The organism is Microbacterium oleivorans, from assembly GCF_001644225.1.
Classification (GTDB): domain Bacteria; phylum Actinomycetota; class Actinomycetes; order Actinomycetales; family Microbacteriaceae; genus Microbacterium; species Microbacterium gawkjiense.
The window spans coordinates 460511-479962 of the sequence record NZ_LSTV01000005.1; the positions used below are offsets into that span (position 1 = coordinate 460511).

Annotated in this window: 17 protein-coding genes and 1 tRNA gene; 13 read left to right on the top strand and 5 right to left on the bottom strand. The window is 71.6% G+C overall.

From position 1 onward, the window contains the following. The gene (locus AYL44_RS13750; RefSeq protein WP_064003837.1) at positions 1-1239 is read right to left on the bottom strand and encodes an FAD-dependent oxidoreductase; all 1239 of its coding nucleotides are present in this window, start codon (positions 1237-1239) and stop codon (positions 1-3) included. Between the two features lie 52 nt (positions 1240-1291). Between AYL44_RS13750 and AYL44_RS13755 the strand changes: the two genes are divergently transcribed. From AYL44_RS13755 to AYL44_RS13790, 8 genes are all read left to right on the top strand, one after another. Continuing rightward, positions 1292-2326, top strand: coding sequence for a zinc-binding dehydrogenase (locus tag AYL44_RS13755; RefSeq protein WP_064003838.1), 1035 nt, complete (start codon positions 1292-1294; stop codon positions 2324-2326). Further along, a complete protein-coding gene (locus AYL44_RS13760; protein ID WP_064003839.1) occupies positions 2323-3276 on the top strand; it encodes an aldose 1-epimerase family protein in 954 nt (317 codons plus the stop codon). Before AYL44_RS13755 ends, AYL44_RS13760 begins: the two co-directional genes overlap by 4 nt. Positions 3277-3305: 29 nt before the next feature. Continuing rightward, positions 3306-4781 carry a serine hydrolase domain-containing protein gene (locus tag AYL44_RS13765; protein ID WP_064003840.1) on the top strand — a complete coding sequence of 492 codons (1476 nt, stop codon included), beginning with the start codon at positions 3306-3308 and terminating at the stop codon, positions 4779-4781. A 49-nt stretch (positions 4782-4830) separates the two neighbouring features. After that, entirely contained in the window at positions 4831-5475 is a 645-nt protein-coding gene (locus tag AYL44_RS13770; RefSeq protein ID WP_064003981.1) for a hypothetical protein, read from the top strand. Between the two features lie 62 nt (positions 5476-5537). Continuing rightward, positions 5538-5610 (top strand) — tRNA-Arg (locus AYL44_RS13775). A gap of 103 nt (positions 5611-5713) precedes the next feature. Further along, on the top strand, positions 5714-6226 hold the full coding sequence (locus AYL44_RS13780; RefSeq protein WP_231872816.1) for a DUF1990 family protein: 513 nt from the start codon (positions 5714-5716) through the stop codon (positions 6224-6226). A 113-nt stretch (positions 6227-6339) separates the two neighbouring features. Then, positions 6340-6762: a MarR family winged helix-turn-helix transcriptional regulator gene (locus tag AYL44_RS13785; protein ID WP_064003841.1), complete on the top strand. Its 423-nt coding sequence runs from the start codon at positions 6340-6342 to the stop codon at positions 6760-6762. A gap of 13 nt (positions 6763-6775) precedes the next feature. Next, positions 6776-7198 carry an organic hydroperoxide resistance protein gene (locus AYL44_RS13790; RefSeq protein WP_064003842.1) on the top strand — a complete coding sequence of 141 codons (423 nt, stop codon included), beginning with the start codon at positions 6776-6778 and terminating at the stop codon, positions 7196-7198. A gap of 40 nt (positions 7199-7238) precedes the next feature. Here AYL44_RS13790 and AYL44_RS13795 read toward each other — a convergent pair whose 3' ends face one another. Together AYL44_RS13795 and AYL44_RS13800 are read right to left on the bottom strand one after the other, a co-directional pair. Then, entirely contained in the window at positions 7239-8675 is a 1437-nt protein-coding gene (locus AYL44_RS13795; protein ID WP_064003843.1) for a DUF3459 domain-containing protein, read from the bottom strand. A gap of 45 nt (positions 8676-8720) precedes the next feature. Continuing rightward, on the bottom strand, positions 8721-10772 hold the full coding sequence (locus AYL44_RS13800) for a prolyl oligopeptidase family serine peptidase (RefSeq protein WP_064003844.1): 2052 nt from the start codon (positions 10770-10772) through the stop codon (positions 8721-8723). A gap of 139 nt (positions 10773-10911) precedes the next feature. Between AYL44_RS13800 and AYL44_RS13805 the strand changes: the two genes are divergently transcribed. After that, the gene (locus tag AYL44_RS13805) at positions 10912-11361 is read left to right on the top strand and encodes an Hsp20/alpha crystallin family protein (protein ID WP_064003845.1); all 450 of its coding nucleotides are present in this window, start codon (positions 10912-10914) and stop codon (positions 11359-11361) included. A 74-nt stretch (positions 11362-11435) separates the two neighbouring features. Here the strand turns inward: AYL44_RS13805 and AYL44_RS13810 are convergent, their stop codons facing one another. After that, positions 11436-11864 carry a MarR family winged helix-turn-helix transcriptional regulator gene (locus tag AYL44_RS13810; protein ID WP_064003846.1) on the bottom strand — a complete coding sequence of 143 codons (429 nt, stop codon included), beginning with the start codon at positions 11862-11864 and terminating at the stop codon, positions 11436-11438. 36 nt (positions 11865-11900) lie between these two features. Between AYL44_RS13810 and AYL44_RS13815 the strand changes: the two genes are divergently transcribed. From AYL44_RS13815 to AYL44_RS13830, 4 genes are all read left to right on the top strand, one after another. Then, positions 11901-13691 (top strand): DUF2207 domain-containing protein, encoded by a 1791-nt coding sequence (locus AYL44_RS13815; protein ID WP_064003847.1) that lies wholly within the window; start codon positions 11901-11903, stop codon positions 13689-13691. A 156-nt stretch (positions 13692-13847) separates the two neighbouring features. Further along, positions 13848-15665, top strand: a complete 1818-nt coding sequence (locus AYL44_RS13820) for an acid phosphatase (RefSeq protein WP_064003848.1) — start codon at positions 13848-13850, stop codon at positions 15663-15665. Between the two features lie 265 nt (positions 15666-15930). Continuing rightward, entirely contained in the window at positions 15931-16671 is a 741-nt protein-coding gene (locus AYL44_RS13825; RefSeq protein ID WP_064003849.1) for an SDR family oxidoreductase, read from the top strand. Continuing rightward, positions 16668-17252, top strand: coding sequence for a TetR/AcrR family transcriptional regulator (locus AYL44_RS13830; protein WP_064003850.1), 585 nt, complete (start codon positions 16668-16670; stop codon positions 17250-17252). The genes AYL44_RS13825 and AYL44_RS13830 overlap by 4 nt, the downstream gene beginning before the upstream one ends. 74 nt (positions 17253-17326) lie before the next feature. Here the strand turns inward: AYL44_RS13830 and AYL44_RS13835 are convergent, their stop codons facing one another. After that, positions 17327-19396, bottom strand: a complete 2070-nt coding sequence (locus tag AYL44_RS13835; RefSeq protein ID WP_082886217.1) for a PhoX family protein — start codon at positions 19394-19396, stop codon at positions 17327-17329. Positions 19397-19452 lie beyond the last annotated feature (56 nt).

Genomic DNA, 19452 nt, shown 5'->3' on the forward strand with positions numbered 1-19452 from the left:
TCAGCCGAGGACGGCCCGGGCCGCGCGTTCACCCGAGACGAGCGCGCCCGCGATCGACGGCGTCTCGCGGTGATCGCCCGCGACGATCACCCGCTCCGACAGCCGCACCGGTGACGCGTGCCGCAGCGGCGGAGGCAGGGCCGGCAGCGCGTGGGGGATGTCGTCGCGGCGCAGCAGCTCCCAGCTCCGCGCCTCGCCGCCCCACATCCGCTCCATGTGGGCGCGCACGGCACGCTCGTCGGCACCGCTGCCCAGCAGGCAGCTCGCCGCCACGAGGTGCCGGCCGGCCGGCGCGTAAGCGGGGGCCGTCCGTGACATCACGACGCTGTTGACGATCGGTCCCGAGCGCTCGCCGTCCACCGCGAGCAGAGCGGATGCCGGTGCCTCCGGCCCCGTGCCGAACCACCACGTCTGCAACCCCCGCATCGCTGGTGCCGGCAGGTCGGTGAGCCCCGCCAGCGCCTCGCCGCCCACGGCGACGACCACCTCGCGCGCGGCGATCGTCGCGGCCCCCTCGAGCTCGACACGGTCTGCGCGGACGTCCATGCCGCGTACGGCATGAGAGAGGCGGATGTCGGCACCCGACGCACGGGCGAGTTCAGCGAGCCGTCGCGGCAGGGTCGCGACGCCCTGCGCGGGCACGCCCGGGCGGCCGAGCGCGAAAAGCCGGGCGAGCAGCGTCGCGTACGCGCCGGACGTCGCGGCCCCGTCGTCGGCGAGCACGCCGGTGAGGAACGGTTCGAGCACCGAGCGGCGCAGCGGGCCGGTCAGCCCGACGCGGTCCCACCTCTCATGCAGGGTCGCGTCGTGTCCCTCGGCGACGGATGCCGGGCGCACCAGCGCCGGCACGAGCCACCGCGCGGCTGCCGCGAGATCGCGCATCGGGACGAGTCCCGACAGCGCACCCGCGACGGTGGCCGGCAGAAGCTCGGGATGCCGCAGCGGATGCGCGAGGACGTCCGACCGTCCGCCGCGCACGACACGCACCCCGACGGGGAACGGGCGCAGGTCGAGGCTCGCGGGGTCGAGCGCGCGGGCGAGCGCGTCATAGCGGGGGTTCACGACCTGGAACCCCCGGTCGAGCAGGAACCCGTCGACGCGGTCGGTGCGCTGCCGACCGCCGACCTCGTCGGCCGCGTCGAGGACGACGACGTCGCGTCCGGCGCGGGCGAGCAGCGTCGCGCAGCGGAGCCCGGCGAGGCCCGCGCCGATGACGACGACATCGTGGAGTGCGGCCATGGCGACAGCCTCGCACAGCGCGTCGCCCCGGCATCCGTAGTTGAATTCAAGGATGCGAGCTGCGTATATGTACGGTCCCGGTGACGTCCGCGTGATCGACGCCCCCGAGCCCCGGATCGAACAGCCCACCGACGCGGTCCTCCGCACCGTCGTCGCGTGCGTGTGCGGCAGCGACCTGCATCCGTACCACTCGATGACCCCGTCCGAACGGGGTCGCTCGATGGGGCACGAGATGATCGGCGTCGTCGAGGAGGTCGGCGCCGACGTCCGCACGGTCGCGCCCGGTGACGTCGTCATCGTGCCGTTCGTCTTCTCGTGCGGCGCGTGCGAGTTCTGCCGCGCCGGACTGCAGACCTCGTGCCGCTTCGCGGGCCTCTCGGTGCCCACGGGCGCCGGCGGTGCGCAGGCCGAGCGTCGGCGCGCCCCGTTCGCCGACGGCACCCTGTATCGGGTCGACGTCGCCGAGGACGACCCGCGGATGCCGGGCCTCCTGACCCTCAGCGACGTCTACGGCACGGGCTGGCACGCCGCTGTGACCGGCGGTGTCGCACCCGGAAAGGACGCCGTCGTGATCGGCGACGGCGCCGTGGGCCTCCTCGCCGTCCTCTCGGCACGGCAGCTCGGCGCCGAGCGCATCATCCTCATGGGGCGTCACGAGGCGCGCACCGACCTGGGCCGCCGCTACGGCGCGACCGACGTCGTCGCGGCCCGCGGGGACGAGGGCGTCGCCGCCGTCCGCGAGTTGACCGGCGGCCTCGGCGCACACGTCGTCATCGACGCGGTCGGTCACCTGCCGGCGTACGAGCAGGCCCTCGGCGCCGTGCGCGCCGGCGGCACCGTGACCCGCGTCGGCGTGCCCCAGTACGCCGACGCGCCGCTGCAGCGGGTGCAGTTCGAGAAGAACGTCACGGTCACCGGCGGCGTCGCACCGGTGCGGGCCTACATCGACGACCTTCTGCCGGGCGTCCTCGACGGTACAGTCGACCCCGGGGCCGTCTTCGATCGCGAACTGAGCCTCGGCGAAGCCGCCGACGGCTACCGCCTGATGGATGACCGCGCCGCCCTGAAAGTGATGCTCCTCCCGTGACCTCCGCCCTGCCGCTCTCCGGCACCCAGCACACCCTTCGCTTCGGCCCGTACGAGGCGGTCATCGCCTCGACCGGCGCCTCGCTGCGCGTCCTCCGCCACGACGGCCGCGACCTCATCGTCCCGTTCGACGCTGACAAGGTGCGCCCCGACTACCGCGGCACGACGCTCGCTCCGTGGCCGAACCGCATCGTCGACGGCACGTACACGTTCGACGGCCAGGAGCTCGTGGCGGCGCTGACCGAGCCCGAGCGCTCGCACGCCCTCCACGGCCTGCTCTCGTGGGCCGACTTCGAGCGCGTCTCGGGCACCGAGAGCGCGGTGACCCTCGGCGCGACAGTCGTCCCGCAGTCGGGGTACCCGTGGCGTGTGCGCGTCGAGACGACGTACGCCCTCGGCGCGGACGGGCTCACGCAGACGGTGCGTGCACGCAACCTCAGCGACCGCCCCGCACCGTTCGGCACCGGCCCGCACCCGTACCTGAAGGCCGGCCCCGCGCCGCTCGACGAATGGACGCTCGCGCTGCCCGCGGCATCCGTCCTCGAAGTCACGCCCGACCGGCTCAGCCCGGTCGCGCTGCACCCCGTGACCGACCACGACCCGGAGCGGTTCGATCGGCGCGCGCCCCGTCCCCTCGGCGACGTGCAGCTCGACCACGCGTTCACCGACCTCGAGACGGATGCCGCCGGTGCGGCCGTCCTGCGCCTGACCGACCCGTCGGGTGTCGGCGTCGAGGTCACCTGGGGTGCCGAGTGCCCGTGGGTGCAGGTCTACACGGGCGACAAGCCCGAGGGCCCCGCGAACCCGGCGCACCGCAACGGTGTCGCCGTCGAGCCGATGACGTGCGCGCCCGACGCGTTCAACGCCGCCTCGTACGACTACGACGCAGGCCTGCTGGTGCTCGAGCCGGGCGCCGAGTTCGCAGCGTCGTGGCGTATCGCCGCGATCTGACCCCGCGTCGTCATCCCTAGGATGGCGACATGACGTCGACGTCCTCCTCCCTGCCCCGGTCCACCCCGTCCGCGCAGGGGGTGGATGCCACCGGTGTCGAACGCCTGCTCGACGCCGTCGGGCAGACCGAAGCCGAGATGCACAGCCTCATGGTGCTGCGCCACGGCAACGTGATCGCCGAGGGATGGTGGACGCCGTTCGCGCCCGATCTGAAGCACCTCGTGTACTCGCTGTCGAAGACCTTCACGTCCGCCGCTGCCGGTCTCGCCGTCGCGGAGGGACGTTTCGGACTCGACGACGTCATGATCGACCACTTCCCGGAGCTGGTGCCCGACGATGTCGACGACAAGTACCGCCGGTACCTCGTGCGTCACGCGCTGACGATGTCGAGCGGGCACGAGAGCGAGGCGCTCGACCGTGCCGCGGCCGCGGCGGAGGGTGCGGGCGGCGACGTGCTGGCCGGGTTCTTCCGCGTTCCGCCCGAGCGCGAGCCGGGCAGCGTCTTCGCCTACAGCCAGCCGACCATCTACGGCGTCGGGCGGCTGGTCGCCAAGACGACGGGCGGGACGATCCTCGACTACCTGCGCCCCCGCCTGCTCGAACCGCTCGGCATCCACGAGGCGCAGTGGATGATGCTCGGCGACGTCGAGATGGGCTTCAGCGGCATCCACGTCTTCACCGAATCGCTCGCCAAGACAGGGCAGCTCGTCCTCGACGGCGGCCGCTGGCAGGGCGAGCAGATCCTCGACCCCGAGTGGGTCGCCACCGCCACGTCGAAGCAGATGGACAACGACACCGCGCACCGCGGCCCCGGCGCACCCGAGCCGATCGACTGGCAGCAGGGGTACGGGTTCCAGTACTGGATGAACCGGCACGGCTTCCGCGGCGACGGGGCGTACGGCCAGTTCATCATCGTGTGGCCCGAAGAGGACGCCGTGATCGTCACGACCGGCGAGACGATCGACATGCAGGAGCTGCTGAGCCTCATCACGACGCACCTGCGCCCCGCGATGACGAGGGCGGGCACCGCCGAGGCCGATGCGGCACTCGCGGCGCGGCTCTCGTCGCTGGCGCTCCCGCTGCCGGACGACACCGGTGCGGGCTTCGCGGGAACCTTCGACGCCGACGTGTCGTCGCCGGTCGTGGGCCCGTTCTCGTTCGGTGAGGCTGTGCCGGGTGCCGAGCGCGTCGAGGTCGCCGAGACGGGCGACGGGTGGACGCTCCGGTTCCTCGGAGACGCTCTCGATGTGACTCTTCCCGTCGGTCGCGGCACGTGGGCGGAGGGGGAGTGGCCGGCGCCCGCCGACGGGCTCGACGCGGTGCCCTTCCGCGCCGTCGCGGGCGTTGACGCGGACGGTGCGTGGCACGCCCGGTTGCGCATGATCCAGACACCGCACTCGCTCCTCGTCGACATCGCCCCCAGCGGCGCGGCCTCGATCGCCTGGCGGTTCCCGCCACTACGCGGCGACGGCCCGGCCGGTCACGCGCTGCCGTCGCTCGGCTGACCGGCATCCGCTGCGCCTGCCTCGGTAGAATCGTCGGTGAGGGGTGAGCGTGACGGACAATGAGCGGGTCAGGACCCGGGACGTCGTCGCCGAGGGGCTCTACATCGCGTCCGCGGCGACGCGTTTGGCGTTGAAGAACCGCATCCTCGTCGACATCCTCGTCGACGGTGACGACTTCGATCCGGAGCGCTTCCTCGGAGATGCCCGCGACATCCTGATCTCGCTCGCCGAAGAGGCAGAGGCGGATGCCGCCCGCACCGACCGCGAGCGCAAGGCGGCGCGCACGCGCTACTCCGACTCGAGCGGGACGCACGACTACCGCAGCCGCGACGTCCGCAACCTCCGTCGCCGCCGCAAGCAGTCGCTGCACGTCGCGAAGGAGCTGCGCGCCCGGGCCGAGGACCAGGAAGAGCTGCGCAAGCTCGTCGTCGACGCGCGGGACGCCGCGTGGGCAGAGGTGTCGAAGAACATCGACCGTTCGTTGCGGATCACGGCGGCGCGCCCCGACCTCGACGCCGACTACGAGCGGATGCGGGTGGCCCGCATGCAGGCGCTGCGCCTGGTCGACCTGCCCAAACTCCGCGCGCACCGACGCAGCGTCGCCAAGCAGCAGGCGCTGCGCGACGAGGGCGTCGAACCCGAGCCGATCCTCGAGGCGGGCCCCGGCGGGATCGATCCGGGCGAGCTCGAGTAGGCCTCGATTTCGGATGCGGCCCGCGGTGACGTATGCTGTTCCTCGGCCCGGAAACAGGCCATGCGCCCGTAGCTCAATGGATAGAGCATCTGACTACGGATCAGAAGGTTAGGGGTTCGAGTCCCTTCGGGCGCACACTGTGTTGAGACAGTCCAGGTAAGGCCCCGCTTCGGCGGGGCCTTACCTGTTCTTCGGCGGGATCGCTCACGGCGAGCCACCGCCGTGTCAGGATCGTTCCGTGACGAGCGCGGTGCCGATGACGCGGACGCGTCCCGCTGAAGAGGTCTGGACGGACCCTGGTCGCGGCTTCCGGCGGTGGGAGACCTCGGTCGTCCTCGGCACCCGCGCTGAGGCGTGGGAGTGGGCCACCACCCAGGTGCTGCGTTGGGGCGTGAAGACCCGCAGCGGGTTCTCGGTCGAGCCCGCCGCGAAGGTCGCCCGCGGAGACCGTCCCGTCATCACGGCGCGCCCGTTCGGCCTGGCGATCCGAGAACCCGTCGAGGTGGTCGATGTCGTCGAGACGTCGACGCGCGTCGGATTCGCTTACCGCACCCTCCCCGGTCATCCCGTCTCGGGAGAGGAAGCATTCATCGTGCACCAGGAGGGCGGGGTGGTCCTGCTGACCATCCGCTCCCTCACCCGCCCGGCCGAGAGAGCCGGCTGGCGGCTGCTGTACCCCGTCCTCCTCGTCGCGCAGAGGATCGCGCGCCGCCGGTACCGCCGCGCGCTCCGCGTCCGACCGGTGCGCTGACGGTCGAGGCTTCGACCGCCGGAGATCGCGGGTTGCTCGCGACCAGGCTCACCGATCAAGTTGTGCACAACTCAATTGCGTGCAACCATAATCGCATGAGAGCGATCGAGCAGATGGTGTGCTTCGGGGTGTACTCGGCCAGCCACGCGTTCACGCAGGCCTATCGGCGTGTGCTCGCGCCGTGGAAGCTGACGTACCCGCAGTACCTCGTCATCGTCGCTCTCGGCGAGCAAGAGCCCCGGTCGGTCAAGGAACTGGGCGAAGAGCTGTTCCTCGACTCGGGCACCCTCTCGCCCCTCATCCGCCGCCTCGAAGCGCGCGGTGTCGTCTCCCGTTCGCGCAGCCCCCACGACGAACGTGTCGTCGAGGTCGCGTTGACGGACGACGGCCGCGCTCTCCGCTCGGAGCTGTCCGTCGTCGGCGCGGAGATCGCGCGCTGCACCGGGCTGACCGAAGAGAAGGCACGGATGCTGCTCGACGTGGTCCACGACCTGAACCGCGTCATGCGCACCACCGACGAGGCGATCGCCTCCTGACGAAAGGACCCCCATGGAAGCCCTCTACACCGCAGAAGCCCTCGCGACCGGAGGCGGCCGCAACGGTCACGTCCGCACCGTCGACGGCCTCGTCGACACCGACGTGCGCGTCCCCAAGGAGATGGGTGGCGCCGGTGGCGCGCCGAACCCCGAGGTGTTCTTCGCCGCGGGCTACGCCGCCTGCTTCCACAGCGCCCTGCAGTCCGTCGCCCGGGCGCAGAAGGTGACCCTCGAGGACACCAGCGTCGGTTCGCGCGTCAGCATCGGCTCGAACGGCCAGGGCGGATTCGGCCTCGCCGTCGAGCTCGAGGTCGTCATCCCGAACCTCCCGCACGACCAGGCGCAGGCGCTCGCGGATGCCGCGCACCAGGTCTGCCCCTACTCCAACGCCACCCGGGGCAACATCGAGGTCACCGTCACGGTCGTCGAGGACTGACCTCCGCCGGTCTCAGAGAACCGGACGCAGAGGGCCGGACTCAGGCGAGAGGGCTCACGCGCAGCCAGCGGAATCCGCAGGCGGGCAGCGTGAGCCCTTCGTCGATCCCGACGTCGACGCCCTCGACGAGATCCAGGGCGGTAGGCGCGAAGCCCGACAGCGTCACGGCCGGCACGTGCACCGGTTCGGCGGCGACGTTCGCCAGCACCAGCACGACGGTCCCGTCGCCGGGTCGCTGGTAGCCCACGACCGACGGCGCCGGCACGTCGAAACCGATGAGGCGCGCCCCGTCGAACTCCGGCGTCGTATGACGCACCGCGAGCAGCTTCGTGATGTCGCGCCGGAGCCGGCCGGCCGAGGTGGCGGCATCCGTCATCTGGGCGTACCGGTCCCGCGGCTTCTGGCCCCGATGCGTCCACCGTGCGTCGTCGCGCCGTTCCGGATCGTCGCGGAACGTCGGGTCGTTGAGCTGTCCCACCTCGTCGCCCAGCCACAGCATCGGCAGCCCCGGCACACTCAGCAGGAGCGCGTGGGCCAGCACCACCCGCGCCTCGCCGAGCGGGTCGCCCGCCTCGACGCCGGCGAGCGAGGCCGTGGTCCCCGCGACGCCGCCGTCGGTTGCGATCCCCCGGCCGAAAGTGGAGCCGTCGGTGTAACGCGCGGTGAGCTCGGCGGCATCCGTCTGCCAGACGACGGCGTCGGCGTCGCGGACGGCGACGACGTCGCTGCGCCCGTCACGCCGCTCGAGCGCGTGCTGCAGGGGAGCGGCGTCGCCCGTGGCGAACGCCTGCCACAGCGGCGCGGACCCGGGGGACGCCGGCAGCACCTCGACCCCGGGCGCACCGATCGCGAGCACCGGGGCGATGACCGCCGCCGTCTCGCGGTCGGGGACGAGGAAGACCTCGACGCCGCGGCCGGCCAGGAACAGCAGATCGTCGACGAACTCGCGCAGATCCGAGGCGGCGGGGACGTCGACGGCCAGGGCGATCCCCGACAGCCGCAGTTCGGCGGCCACGTCGGAGAGCCGGTCGATCGAGCCGAGTCCCGGGTCGCCACGGCGCAGGTCGACGGCGCCGTCCTCGCGCCGGGCGAACGGCGACTGCACGTGCAGCACGCTGACGCCGAGTTCGCGCAGCGCCGGGATCTCGTCGCGGAGCCCGGCGAGGTTGCCCGCGTAGCGATCCGCGAAGCACGCCGCGCCGAGGGCGTAACGCGAGCGGGAACTCGGCGCGTGCGCCGCGCGCTGCTCACCGTGCACCTTGAGTTCGAGCGAGCGACCGTTCGCCGCCACCACCGCGGCCGTCACGAGGTCGGCCAGCAGCGACGACGAGGAGTCCGCCCGCTCGGCGAGGGCGTGGTGCAGCGCGGGAAGGTGCCGACGGATGCGGTCCGCCGCGGCCTCGTCGACGCGGGTGCGCTCCGCGACGGTCGACAGCGTGGCCGCGAGTTCCTCCTCGACGGCCCCCATGGTGCTCATGCGGTGGACCTCCCGCTCCCAGCGTAGAGGGCGGGCGTTCCCGCCTCAGTCGGCGCGGCCCACCGTGCTGTCGAGGAACGCGTGGATCGTCGCATGCAGCGCCGCGGTGGCCGCCGCGTCGATGGTGCCCGCATGACCGCCTTCGACGGGCTCGAGGTAGTGCACCTCGGCATCCGTCTCGTCCGCCAGCCGCGCCGCCATCTTGCGCGCCTGCACCGGTCCGACCCGGTCGTCGCTGGCCGCCGCGTAGATGAGGGATGCCGGGTACCGCCGCCCGGGCTCGATGAGGTGGTACGGCGAGAAGGTCTTCACGAACTCCCAGTCGGCGGGGTCGTCGGGATCGCCGTACTCGGCGATCCAGCTCGCGCCGGCCGACAGGCGCGTGTACCGGCGCATGTCGAGCAGTGGGACGCCGCAGATGATCGCGCCGAAGTCGTCGGGGTACTGCGTCAGCATGTTGCCGACGAGCAGCCCGCCGTTGCTGCGCCCGTGGCAGGCGATGCGGTCGGGGGTCGACACCCCGCGCGCCACGAGGTCGCGCGAGACGGCGGCGAAGTCCTCGTACGCGCGGTGGCGGTCCTCGCGGAGCGCCGCGAGGTGCCATTCCGGGCCGAACTCGCCGCCGCCCCGGATGTTCGCGACGACGTACACCCGACCCTGCTCGAGCCAGGCCGGGCCGACGATCGTCGGGTACTCCGGCGTCAGCGCGTGCTCGAAGCCGCCGTAGCCGTTCATCAGCACGGGCAGTGCGCCGTGACGCTCGCGGGGGCCGACCTCGAAGTACGGCACACGGGTGCCGTCGGCCGACGTCGCCCAGTGCTGCTCGGCGACGAGACCCGTCGCGTCGAAGGTCGCGCGGCTGCGGTCGACCACCCGCGGTGCTGCTCCCGGGTCGAGGACGAGCAGGGTCGGCGGCGTGAGGAAGCCGCGCGCGACGACCCAGAGCTGGTCGTCCTCGTCGTCGTCGGCTGTCGCGACGTTCGCGCTGAAGAGGTCGTCGTCGCCGAGCCCGAGATCGAGGTCGACACCGGTCAGCGTCGCCGGGTCGAGCGACACCAGTCGGCTCTGCACGCGGTCGAGGATCGTCAGCACGAGGCGGGTCTTCGTCCACGTCCAGGACTCGAGCACCGCGGTGTCGGTCGGCGCGAACGCGACACGCAGGTCCGACCCGTCCCCGCTCGTCACGGTCTCGAGGGGGCCGAGCAGGAGGGTGCCCGACGGATGCGTCGTGTCGCCGATGCGCCACGGCGTCGTCGTCCGGACGGCGACCAGGTCGCCGTGCACGTCGGCGTGCGCGTCCTGCGGCACGGCGATCAGGTGCGGTTCGGCGCCGTCCCACACCCACGCCTCGGAGTGGAAGAAGTCGTGCGCGATGACGACGATCGGCGTCGCGGTGCCGCCGGTGTGGTCGACGTGCGCGAACACGCCGACGTCCGAGGGGACACCCGCGAGGATCGGCGGCGCGTCCTCGAGCGATTCGCCGCGGCGCCAGGCGCGGGCGGTGATCGGATAACCCGAGTCCGTGACGCCGCCGCCGTGCAGGGCCGTGGCGACGAGCAGCGTGTCGCGGTCGACCCACGCGATCATGGACTTCTCCGCGTCGAGGGCGAAGGGGGAGTCCTCGACGAAGCGGCGGGTCTCCAGATCGAACTCGCGCACCACGGCGGCGTCTCCGCCGTCGGGGCTCAGGCGCACGAGCGCGCGGCTGCTGCCGGCCGGCCCGTGCGTCGCGCCGGCGAAGGCCCAGGTCCTCCTCTCCTCGCGGCCCAGTGCGTCGACGTCGAGCAGGACCTCCCAGTCCGGCGTGCCCGCCGTGAAGGCGGCAAGGGACGTCCGGCGCCAGAGGCCGCGCGGGTTGTCGGCATCCCGCCACAGGTCGTACATGAGGTCGCCGTGACGACTCGGGACGACGAGGCGGTCGGGGTCCTGCAGGATGCCGGTGAGCCTGGTCTCGAGCGCGTCGCGGGCAGCGCCCGCATAGGCGCCTTCGGTCTCGGCGGTGCGCTCCGCGGCCCACGCGCGAGCCGCGGATCCGTCGATCTCCTCCAGCCAGAGGAACGGGTCGGCGGGCTCGGGGGCGATCTCGTGGGCGCTCATGCGGTCAGCCTACGTGGCACCTCCGCCGCGTCGTTCGCCGTGCGAGAACCATTGGCACTCTCCATGCGCGAGTGCTAATCTGGACATACTTGAGCCGCAGGGGCTCAACTTTCAGACCACTTGGACAAAGGAGAGAATCATGGCGACCTACGACCCGTTCCGTGAAATCGACCGCCTGGCGTCGACGCTCTTCGACACGCGCCGCGGCCCGCGACGGATGCCGATGGACCTGTACCGCGACGGCGACCACTACGTGCTGAACGCCGACCTCCCCGGCATCGACCCGGGCTCGGTCGACATCGACGTCGACGGCCAGCTGCTGACCATCCGCGCCGAGCGCACGCTGTCGTCGGGCGAGGGGGTCAAGTGGATCACGCGCGAGCGTGAGACCGCGAGCTTCCTCCGCCAGCTGAACCTCGGCCAGGGCATCGACACCGACGCGATCACCGCGACCTACAACAACGGTGTGCTGACCGTCACCATCCCGGTGAGCGAGAAGGCCAAGCCGCGCAAGGTCGAGGTCGTCGCCGACGGTTCGTCCCCGACCATCTCGGCGCGCGAGAGCGAGCCGCAGCCGATCGACCAGTGACCGGCGCACCGCTCCGGCGGTGAGACGACGATCGCCCCGCACCCCGTCTCGGGTGCGGGGCGATTTTCCTGTCGTCAGACGCCGCGCAGGCGAGCGGTGAGCCGCTCGAGTTCGGCGAGTTCGTCGTCGGTGAGCACCGACATCCGCTCGGCGATGGTGCGGCCGTGCGTCGTCGCGAGCCGGCGGAACATCGCCGCGCCCTGCTCCGTGGCGCGCAGCACGGCGCCGCGGCCGTCGTTGGGGTCGGGGCACTTCGCGACGAGCCCGCGCGCCACCATCCGGTCGACCAGGCGCGACACGCTCGGCTGGCTGATGAGCATGTTCGCCGTCACGTCGCGCAGCCGCGCGGTGTGACCCTCGCAGCGCGTGACGGTCAGGAGCACGTCGTATTCGGCGCTCGAGAGGTCGTCGTCCTCGAAGTCCCGTGAGATCTCCGCCAGGACCTCGTGCTGCGCGCGGAAGAGGCTCTCCCAGGCAGCGATGGCGAGGCGGCGGTCGGTCATGGCGTCAACTGTAGCGTCGCTCATAGGGTTGACCGCGTGCAGCCCTGGTCCCGTCGTCTCGCCCGTGCCGGAGCCGTCGTCGCCGTCGCGCTCGGCGTTCTCGTGGGCGCTCCCTCGGCGGCGAACGCCGACGTTGAGGACTTCTCCTTCGACAGTCTGACCGTCGACTACACGCTGACCCGCGCCGAGGACGGCACGAGCCGGATGCGGGTGGTCGAGGAGTTCGTGGCGCGCTTCCCCGAGACCGATCAGAATCGCGGTATCCGACGGGTGATCCCCGACGAGTACGACGGTCAGCCGCTGCGGCCGAGCCTCGAATCGGCGGTGGACGCGGAGGGCGACCCGTGGGAGGTCGTCGAGACCGACGACGGCGAGGACGGACTGGTCGTGACCGCGAGGTCCGAGGATTACGTCCACGGCCGCCAGACCTTCGTCCTCACCTACTCGCTCGACAACGTGACGCGCGAGTTCCCCGACACAGGACTCGAGCTCTACTGGGACGTGAACGGGTTCGATTGGGCGCAGCCGTTCGGTGAGGTGACGGTGAGGCTGCATCTGGACGGCGAGATCGCGGATGCCGCCGGCTCCCTCGCCTGCTATGCCGGACCGTTCGGGGCCGAGACGCCGTGCGACGGCATCGACACCGACACGTCCTCCTCGGGCGCGACGGTCGTCGCGCGGCAGGCCGGGCTCGGTCCCCACGAGTCGCTGACGTTCGCGGTCGGGTTCGCCGACGGCACCTTCGAGCCGCTCGACACCTCGTACCTCGGCACGCCGCTGGGGTGGGGGCACGCCGCCGCCGGAGCGGGCCTCGTCGGGGTCGCGGGGTGGACGCTGTGGCTGCGGCGCCGTCACCTGTCCGACGTGGCCGGCAGGCCGACGGTGATCGCGGAATCCGAACCGCCCGCGGGGGTCGACGCGCTGCACGCGGCGGTGCTGCTGCAAAAGACCGGCAAGGCGATCCCGGCCGAGGTGCTCGAGCAGGCCATCGTCGGCTCCATCCGCATCACCGAGGGGGAGAAGCCCCGGTGGGGGTCCGCGAAGCTCGTCGCCGAACTGGTGGACCCCGCGCGCGCCGACGCCGACGGCCGGGCGCTTCTGACGGGACTGTTCCCCGACGGCCGGACGGGTGACCGTTTCGAGTTCGGCACCTCCGACACGCGCCTCTCCTCGACGGCGCAGCGGATCCTGAAGGATGCCGAGTCGGCGCTCCGCGATCGCGGTTATCGACGCGAGGTCCCCGCGTGGGTGCGAGCGGTCCCGGCCCTCGTCGCGGCGGTGCTCGTGGCTCTCCTCGTCATCGCGACGATCGCGCTGTCCGATCGGGCGGTCGATCCGCTGTGGCCGCTCATCGGGCTGTTCGGCGGAATCGCGGTGGCCGTCGTGGTGATCGGGATGATCGCCCGCAAGCCGCTCACGGAGAGCGGCGCCGAGGTGAGGGACCATCTCGCGGGGCTTCGTCAGTTCATCGAATGGGCGGAGGCGGACCGCATCCGGATGCTGCAATCGCCCCAAGGCGCGGAGCGCCGACCCATCGACACCGGGGATCCGCGCGTGATGCTCGACCTCTACGAGCGCCTGCTTCCGTACGCGGTCGTGTTCGGGCAGGAGAAGCAGTGGGCGGGGCACCTCGCGGTGCTCTACGCCTCCGCGGGCGTCGCGGCGCCGGTCTGGTACGCGGGCACCGGCGGTTTCGATGCGGCCTCGTTCTCGTCGAGCATCGGGTCGCTGTCGGCGGCATCGACCTCGTCCGCGTCGACGGGCGGGTCCAGCGGCGGCGGGAGTGCCGGCGGCGGAGGAGGCGGCGGCGGTGGCGGCGGGGTCTGACCGATCCGACGTCGGACGGTAACCGCGCCGTCACGCTGCGTTCGCCTCTCGAGGAGAGGATTCTCACGAAGACTCTTGTCGCTATGTCCTGACAAGCAGGGCGAGCGTCGATAGTCTGCGACGACCCCCGCACCCCAACGGAAGTGAGGCGCGCCCGTGAGCGTGAAGAAACAGACAGGTCGAGCCGGTGTCCGCGCCGGCACGGCGATCGGCGGACTCGGCATCCTCGTCGCCTGCACCCTGACCGCCGGGCCGGCATTCGCCGCCACCGGCTTCACCGAGGAGCAGAAGAACGCGACGTACGCGTCGGACGCGACGGCGTCGACCGGGGATTCGAGCGCCCCCAGCGCCGACAACTGGTCGGTGCAGATGATGGACGTCTTCGACGACCTCCGCACCGACCGCGGTGAGGGCGGTGACGCGGCCGTCATGGACTACAACGACGAGATCACGAGCCGCATCAACCTGACGGCATCCGACGCGCAGGTCCAGCGCGCCATCGTCGACCAGTACGAGGACATGTCGATCAGCATGGCCGACGCGTTCGGCGAGAAGCTCGGCGCGATCTACACCGAGGCGGCGCTGGCCGGTGAGCTGCCCAAGACGACGTGGCTGCTCAGCAAGGAGAGCGGCAAGCTCGGCTCGACCTCGTCGAGCAACCCGCCGAAGAACTACTTCGACTACGACCGCCCCTACCTGCGGCTCGACACGACGACGCAGCTCGAGTACCGCGACAAGGAGGGCGGCGACGCCTGGGGTTCGACGAGCGGGTCGTTCCCCTCGGGGCACACCTCGCAGGCGTACTGGCAGGGGACGGCGCTCGCCGAGATGCTGCCCGAGCTCGCGCCGCAGATCCTCGCCCGCACCGCCGAGGCCGGGAACAACCGCATCGTCATGGCGGCGCACTACGCCCTCGACGTCATCAGCGGCCGGATGATGGGGCAGAAGATCATCGCCCTGCGACTCGCCGACCCCGAGATGCGCGCCCTCGTCGACGAGGCGGGTCAGGAGATCCGCGACGTCCTCGAGGCGAGCTGCGGCGACACGCTCGAGAACTGCATCGCCGAGGACACCCCGTACATGTCGACGGAGGACGCCCTGGCCTACTACGAGGAGCACCTCGGCTACGGCTTCCCGGACGTCGGACCGAAGGGCGAGCCGGTCGTCGTCCCCGCGGGAGCGGAGGAGCTCCTCGTCTCGGCGCAGCCCGACCTGACGCCGGAGCAGCGCCGCCGGGTGCTCGCGCTGACCGCCGCGGATTCGGGCAACCCGCTCGACGTCGGCGAGCAGGAGAGCTGGCAGCGTCTCAACCTCGCCGCGGCCATGGCGGCGGAGGTGACGGTGAAGGACGACGGTTCGGTTGTCATCGGGGATGCCGGTGGCGAGCCGACCCCCGAACCCGAGCCGACCCCGGGGCCGAGCCCCGAGCCGACGCCGACGCCCACGCCCGAGCCGACGCCCACGCCCGAGCCCACCCCCGAGCCGACGCCCACCCCCGAGCCGACTCCGGGCCCGCAGCCCTCGCTCCCCTCGACCGGTGGCGCTCCGAGCGCTCCCGTCGCGAACGGTGACGATCTGCCGGCTGCGGCGGAAGGCGGCATCCAGGCATCCGTCCGCGGCGATCGCGTCCTCGTCTCGGGCCTGACCGCGGGGGAGCGGTACTACGGCTTCCTCTACTCGACGCCCACCGCTCTCGGATGGGTGACGGCGGATGCCGCCGGCTCGGCGAGCTTCGCGCTGCCGGCAGACCTCGACGAGGGCCGTCACCGGGTGGCCGTCGTCGACGAGTCGGGTGAGCTGGTCGGGTGGGCCTCTGTCACCGTGGCCGCGGAAGAGGTGGTCGCCGTCGGCAACGAGCTCGCGTCGGCCGGCGGTCAGTCGGGTCCCGTGTGGATCGCAGGCGGTGCAGGTGCGGCGCTTCTCGCGCTCGGCGCCGTGCTGGTGATGCGACGCCGTCGGAGCGCGACGGTCTGACGCGTCACGCAGTAAGGGCCGGCTGGAGAGGCATCCAGCCGGCCCTTGTCCCTTTGCACCAAGAGTGTCCTGCAATCACATGTCGGTAGCTGCCACAGCAAAACATCTACCGTGCAACGAATGTATAACGACGAGATAACGGTGGCAAGGGTTTCTTGTTATCAATTTGTGATGGGCGGGCAAGGGGTGCGCTGGAACCCGCTCGATCCCCAGCCCTCTTCTAATCGACAGGTGTAGATTAGAGGGGATCGAAAGGAGTTCCACCATGGGACGAATCAGCGGAAAGGTCGCCCTCATCAGCGGAGGCGCGCGCGGCATGGGAGCCGAGCACGCGAAGCTGTTCGTGCAGGAGGGCGCTCAGGTCGTCATCGGCGATCTGCTCGACGAGGCGGGCGAGGCGCTCGCCGCCGAACTCGGTGACGCGGCGCGCTACGTGCACCTCGACGTCACGGCGTACGGGGACTGGGAGAAGGCCGTCGCGCTGGCCGAGAAGGAGTTCGGCCGGCTCGATATCGTCGTGAACAACGCCGGCATCGCGACCTTCGGTTCGATCGAGGAGTACTCCCTCGAGCAGTGGAACCAGATCATCGCGATCAACCTGACGGGTGTGTTCCACGGCATCAAGGCCGCGATCGAGCCGCTCAAGCGCAGCGGCGCGGGCTCCATCATCAACGTCTCCTCCACGGCCGGGCTGCAGGGCTACGAGGCGCTGCCCGGCTACAACGCCTCGAAGTTCGGCGTGCGCGGGCTCACCAAGAACGCCGCCCTCGATCTCGGGCGCTACAACATCCGCGTCAACTCGGTGCACCCGGGCGCGATCCGCACCCCGATGACCGAGGGACTGGATGCCTCTCAGAACCACGTCGCCCTGCACCGGATGGGCGAGGCCGTCGAGCTGTCGCGGCTCGTCCTCTTCCTCGCCAGTGACGAGTCGAGCTTCTCGACCGGCGCCGAGTTCGTCGCCGACGGCGGGGAGACGGCCGGTCTGGCACACTACGGGGCGTGACGATCGACCCTCGGCAGGCCCGGACGAGCGCCGCATTGCGCGCGGCGCTCGTCCGCCTGCTGGCGGACCGGCCGCTCGCGGCGGTGTCGGTCGCGGAGCTCTGCCGTGAAGCGGGCGTGCACCGCACCACGTTCTACAAGCACGCCCTGGGGGTCGACGAGTTCGCCGTCACGATGCTGACCGACGAGATCGACGCGATTGCCGCGATCGGTGCGGACATCGCCACCGAAGCGGATGCGGCTCGCGTCTACCACGCGTCGACCCGCCGCCTGCTCGAGTGGCTCGCCGGGCGCCGCGACCTCTACCGCGCCCTGCTCGAGTCCTCGGCCCGCGGCGCACTGCATGCCGCGCTCAGTGACAGCCTGCGCCGACGCGCCCACATCGCCCTGGAGAAGCTCGCCGAGGCGGGTGTCCGCGACGCACCGCGCTCGCCGCGCGACCGCGACGAGGCCGCGGCCTTCATCGCCGGGGGGCTGGTCGGCGTGATGGACGTCTGGATCCGCGAGGACGACACGGATGCCGCGGCCGCCGAGGCCCGCATCTTCCGGCTGATGCCGGAGTGGTGGCCCGGCGTGCACTGAGGCCATCGCGCCTCGGACGCCGTCGAGGGCTCGCACCCGGAGCGGGTGCGAGCCCTCGTGCGCTGCGGCCGGAGCTAGGCCGGGTAGACCTGCACGACCGACGGGCGGGGCGCGTTCGGCACGTCGCCCCGTCGCGTCGACCCGTAGTCGGGGAACAGTGACGTGGGTGCCGCGACCGTCCCGTTCTCGCCGGGATGCTGCACCGCGACGAACACGAGCTTCTCGCGGGCGTGGATGACGGGTCCGCACGTCTCGGCCTCACGGGGGACCGCGAGGAACTGCTGCACGTGCCCGCGCTCCCGACCCTCGAGCGGCACGCGGAACAGTCCGTCGTTGAACCCGATCGCGCTGGGGGCGCCGTCGGTGGAGATCCAAAGGGTGCCGTCCTCATCGAACGCGAGGTTGTCGGGGCACGAGATCGGCGACACCTTGTCCTTCGGGCAGCCCGCGAAGTAGGTGCTCGGGTCGGACGGGTTGCCGCACTGCAGCAGGATGCTCCAGCCGAAGCTCGTCCCGGCCTGGCCGCGGCGCTCGGTCAGCTCGATCACGTGACCGTACCGGTTGCCCGTGCGGGGGTTCGCCTCATCCACCATCGAGGTCTTGCCGCGGTCGGTGTTGTTCGTCAGCGCGACGTAGACCTTGCCGGTGCGCGGGCTCGGCTGGACGTCCTCGGGCCGGTCCATCTTCGTCGCCCCCACCTTGTCGGCGGCCAGCCGCGTGAAGACGAGGACCTCCTCGATCGTCATCCCCGGCACGACACTCTTGCCGTTCCGGGTGAGGGCGACCCACTCGCCGGTGCCGTCGAAGGCGCCGTCCGAGGGCAGCGTGCCCGAGCCGTCGATCTGGCCCGCCGGCGAGTCGCCGCGGAAGCGGGCGACGAACAGGTCGCCCTCCGACAGCAGCGTCATGTTCTTCTTGCGCGACGAGCTGATGCGGTTCTTCGAGACGAACTTGTAGAGGTAGTCGTTGCGCTCGTCGTCGCCCATGTAGGCCACCACGCGGCGGTCCTCGGCCACGATGACGTTCGCGCCCTCGTGCTTGAAGCGTCCCATCGCGGTGTGCTTCTTCGGCGTCGAGGTGGGGTCCTCGGGGTCGATCTCGACGATGTACCCGAAGCGGTTGGGCTCGTTGACGTAGCCGGCGTCGAACGAGTTGAAGCGGGGGTCGTACTGCTCCCATCCGGTCGACGTCGTGCGCGAGGAGCTCGCCTGGTACCGCTTCTGGCCCGCCGTGTCGGCCGCCCAGGCGAAGTAGCCGTTGAAGTTCTCCTCGCCCGAGAGGATCGTGCCCCACGGCGTCGTCCCGCCCGCGCAGTTGCCGAGGGTGCCCTTGACCCAGCGACCCTCGGGGTCGGCGGCGGTCTTGACCAGGTCGCAACCCGCGGCGGGACCGGTCAGCTCGAACACCGTCTCGACCGTGATGCGGCGGTTGCGGCGGCCGTCGACGACGTAGCGCCAGGGCGCGCCGCTACGACGGCGCGTGATCTCGACGACGGACATGCCCTGCGCCGCCTTGTAGACCTCCCCGCGACGGCGGAGCTCGGCGGCATCCGTCGACGGCGGGAACATGATGTTCGGGTTCACGTACTCGTGGTTGTTGACGAGCACACCCGTCTTGCCGCTGCGGTCGGCGAGGATGTCGAGGTAGTCGCTGTTGTACCCGAACTGACGGGCCTGCGCGGCCGGGCTCTGCGCGTCGAGCGAGAAGGTCGGTGCGTCGGAGAAGAGCGGGTCGCCCCAGCGGATGATCGGCGACCAGGTCCAGCCCTTCGGCACGGTGAGCGCGTCGACGGATGCCGGGACGGGAGCGATCGGCTGGAAGGGCAGACCGTGCCCGTGCCCGCCGTGGCCGCGGGTCGCCTCGAGGAGTCCGCCCGGTGTGGCCGACGCCGCGGCGGGGTTCGCGAGGCCGAAGGCGTCGGTCGCGACGACGACCGCGCCGGCCGCCGCGGCGCCGAGGAGCGTCCGGCGCGAGAGGGCGAGCTCGGCGATGCTGCGGAACGTCGGGTTGTCCGACCCGTTGCACTCGGGGCCGAGGCAGGCGTCGGCGCACTTGAACCGGCAGGTCACCGCCGACCGCTTGCCGACGGCGTGGGCCGCGAGGGGGAGGGACGTACGGGTGGTGGGGGGTTCCAGAATCGTCACCGCTCCAGGATCGGTCGCTGTTCCTGCGACCGGGTGAATCGACGGTGAACGTCGGG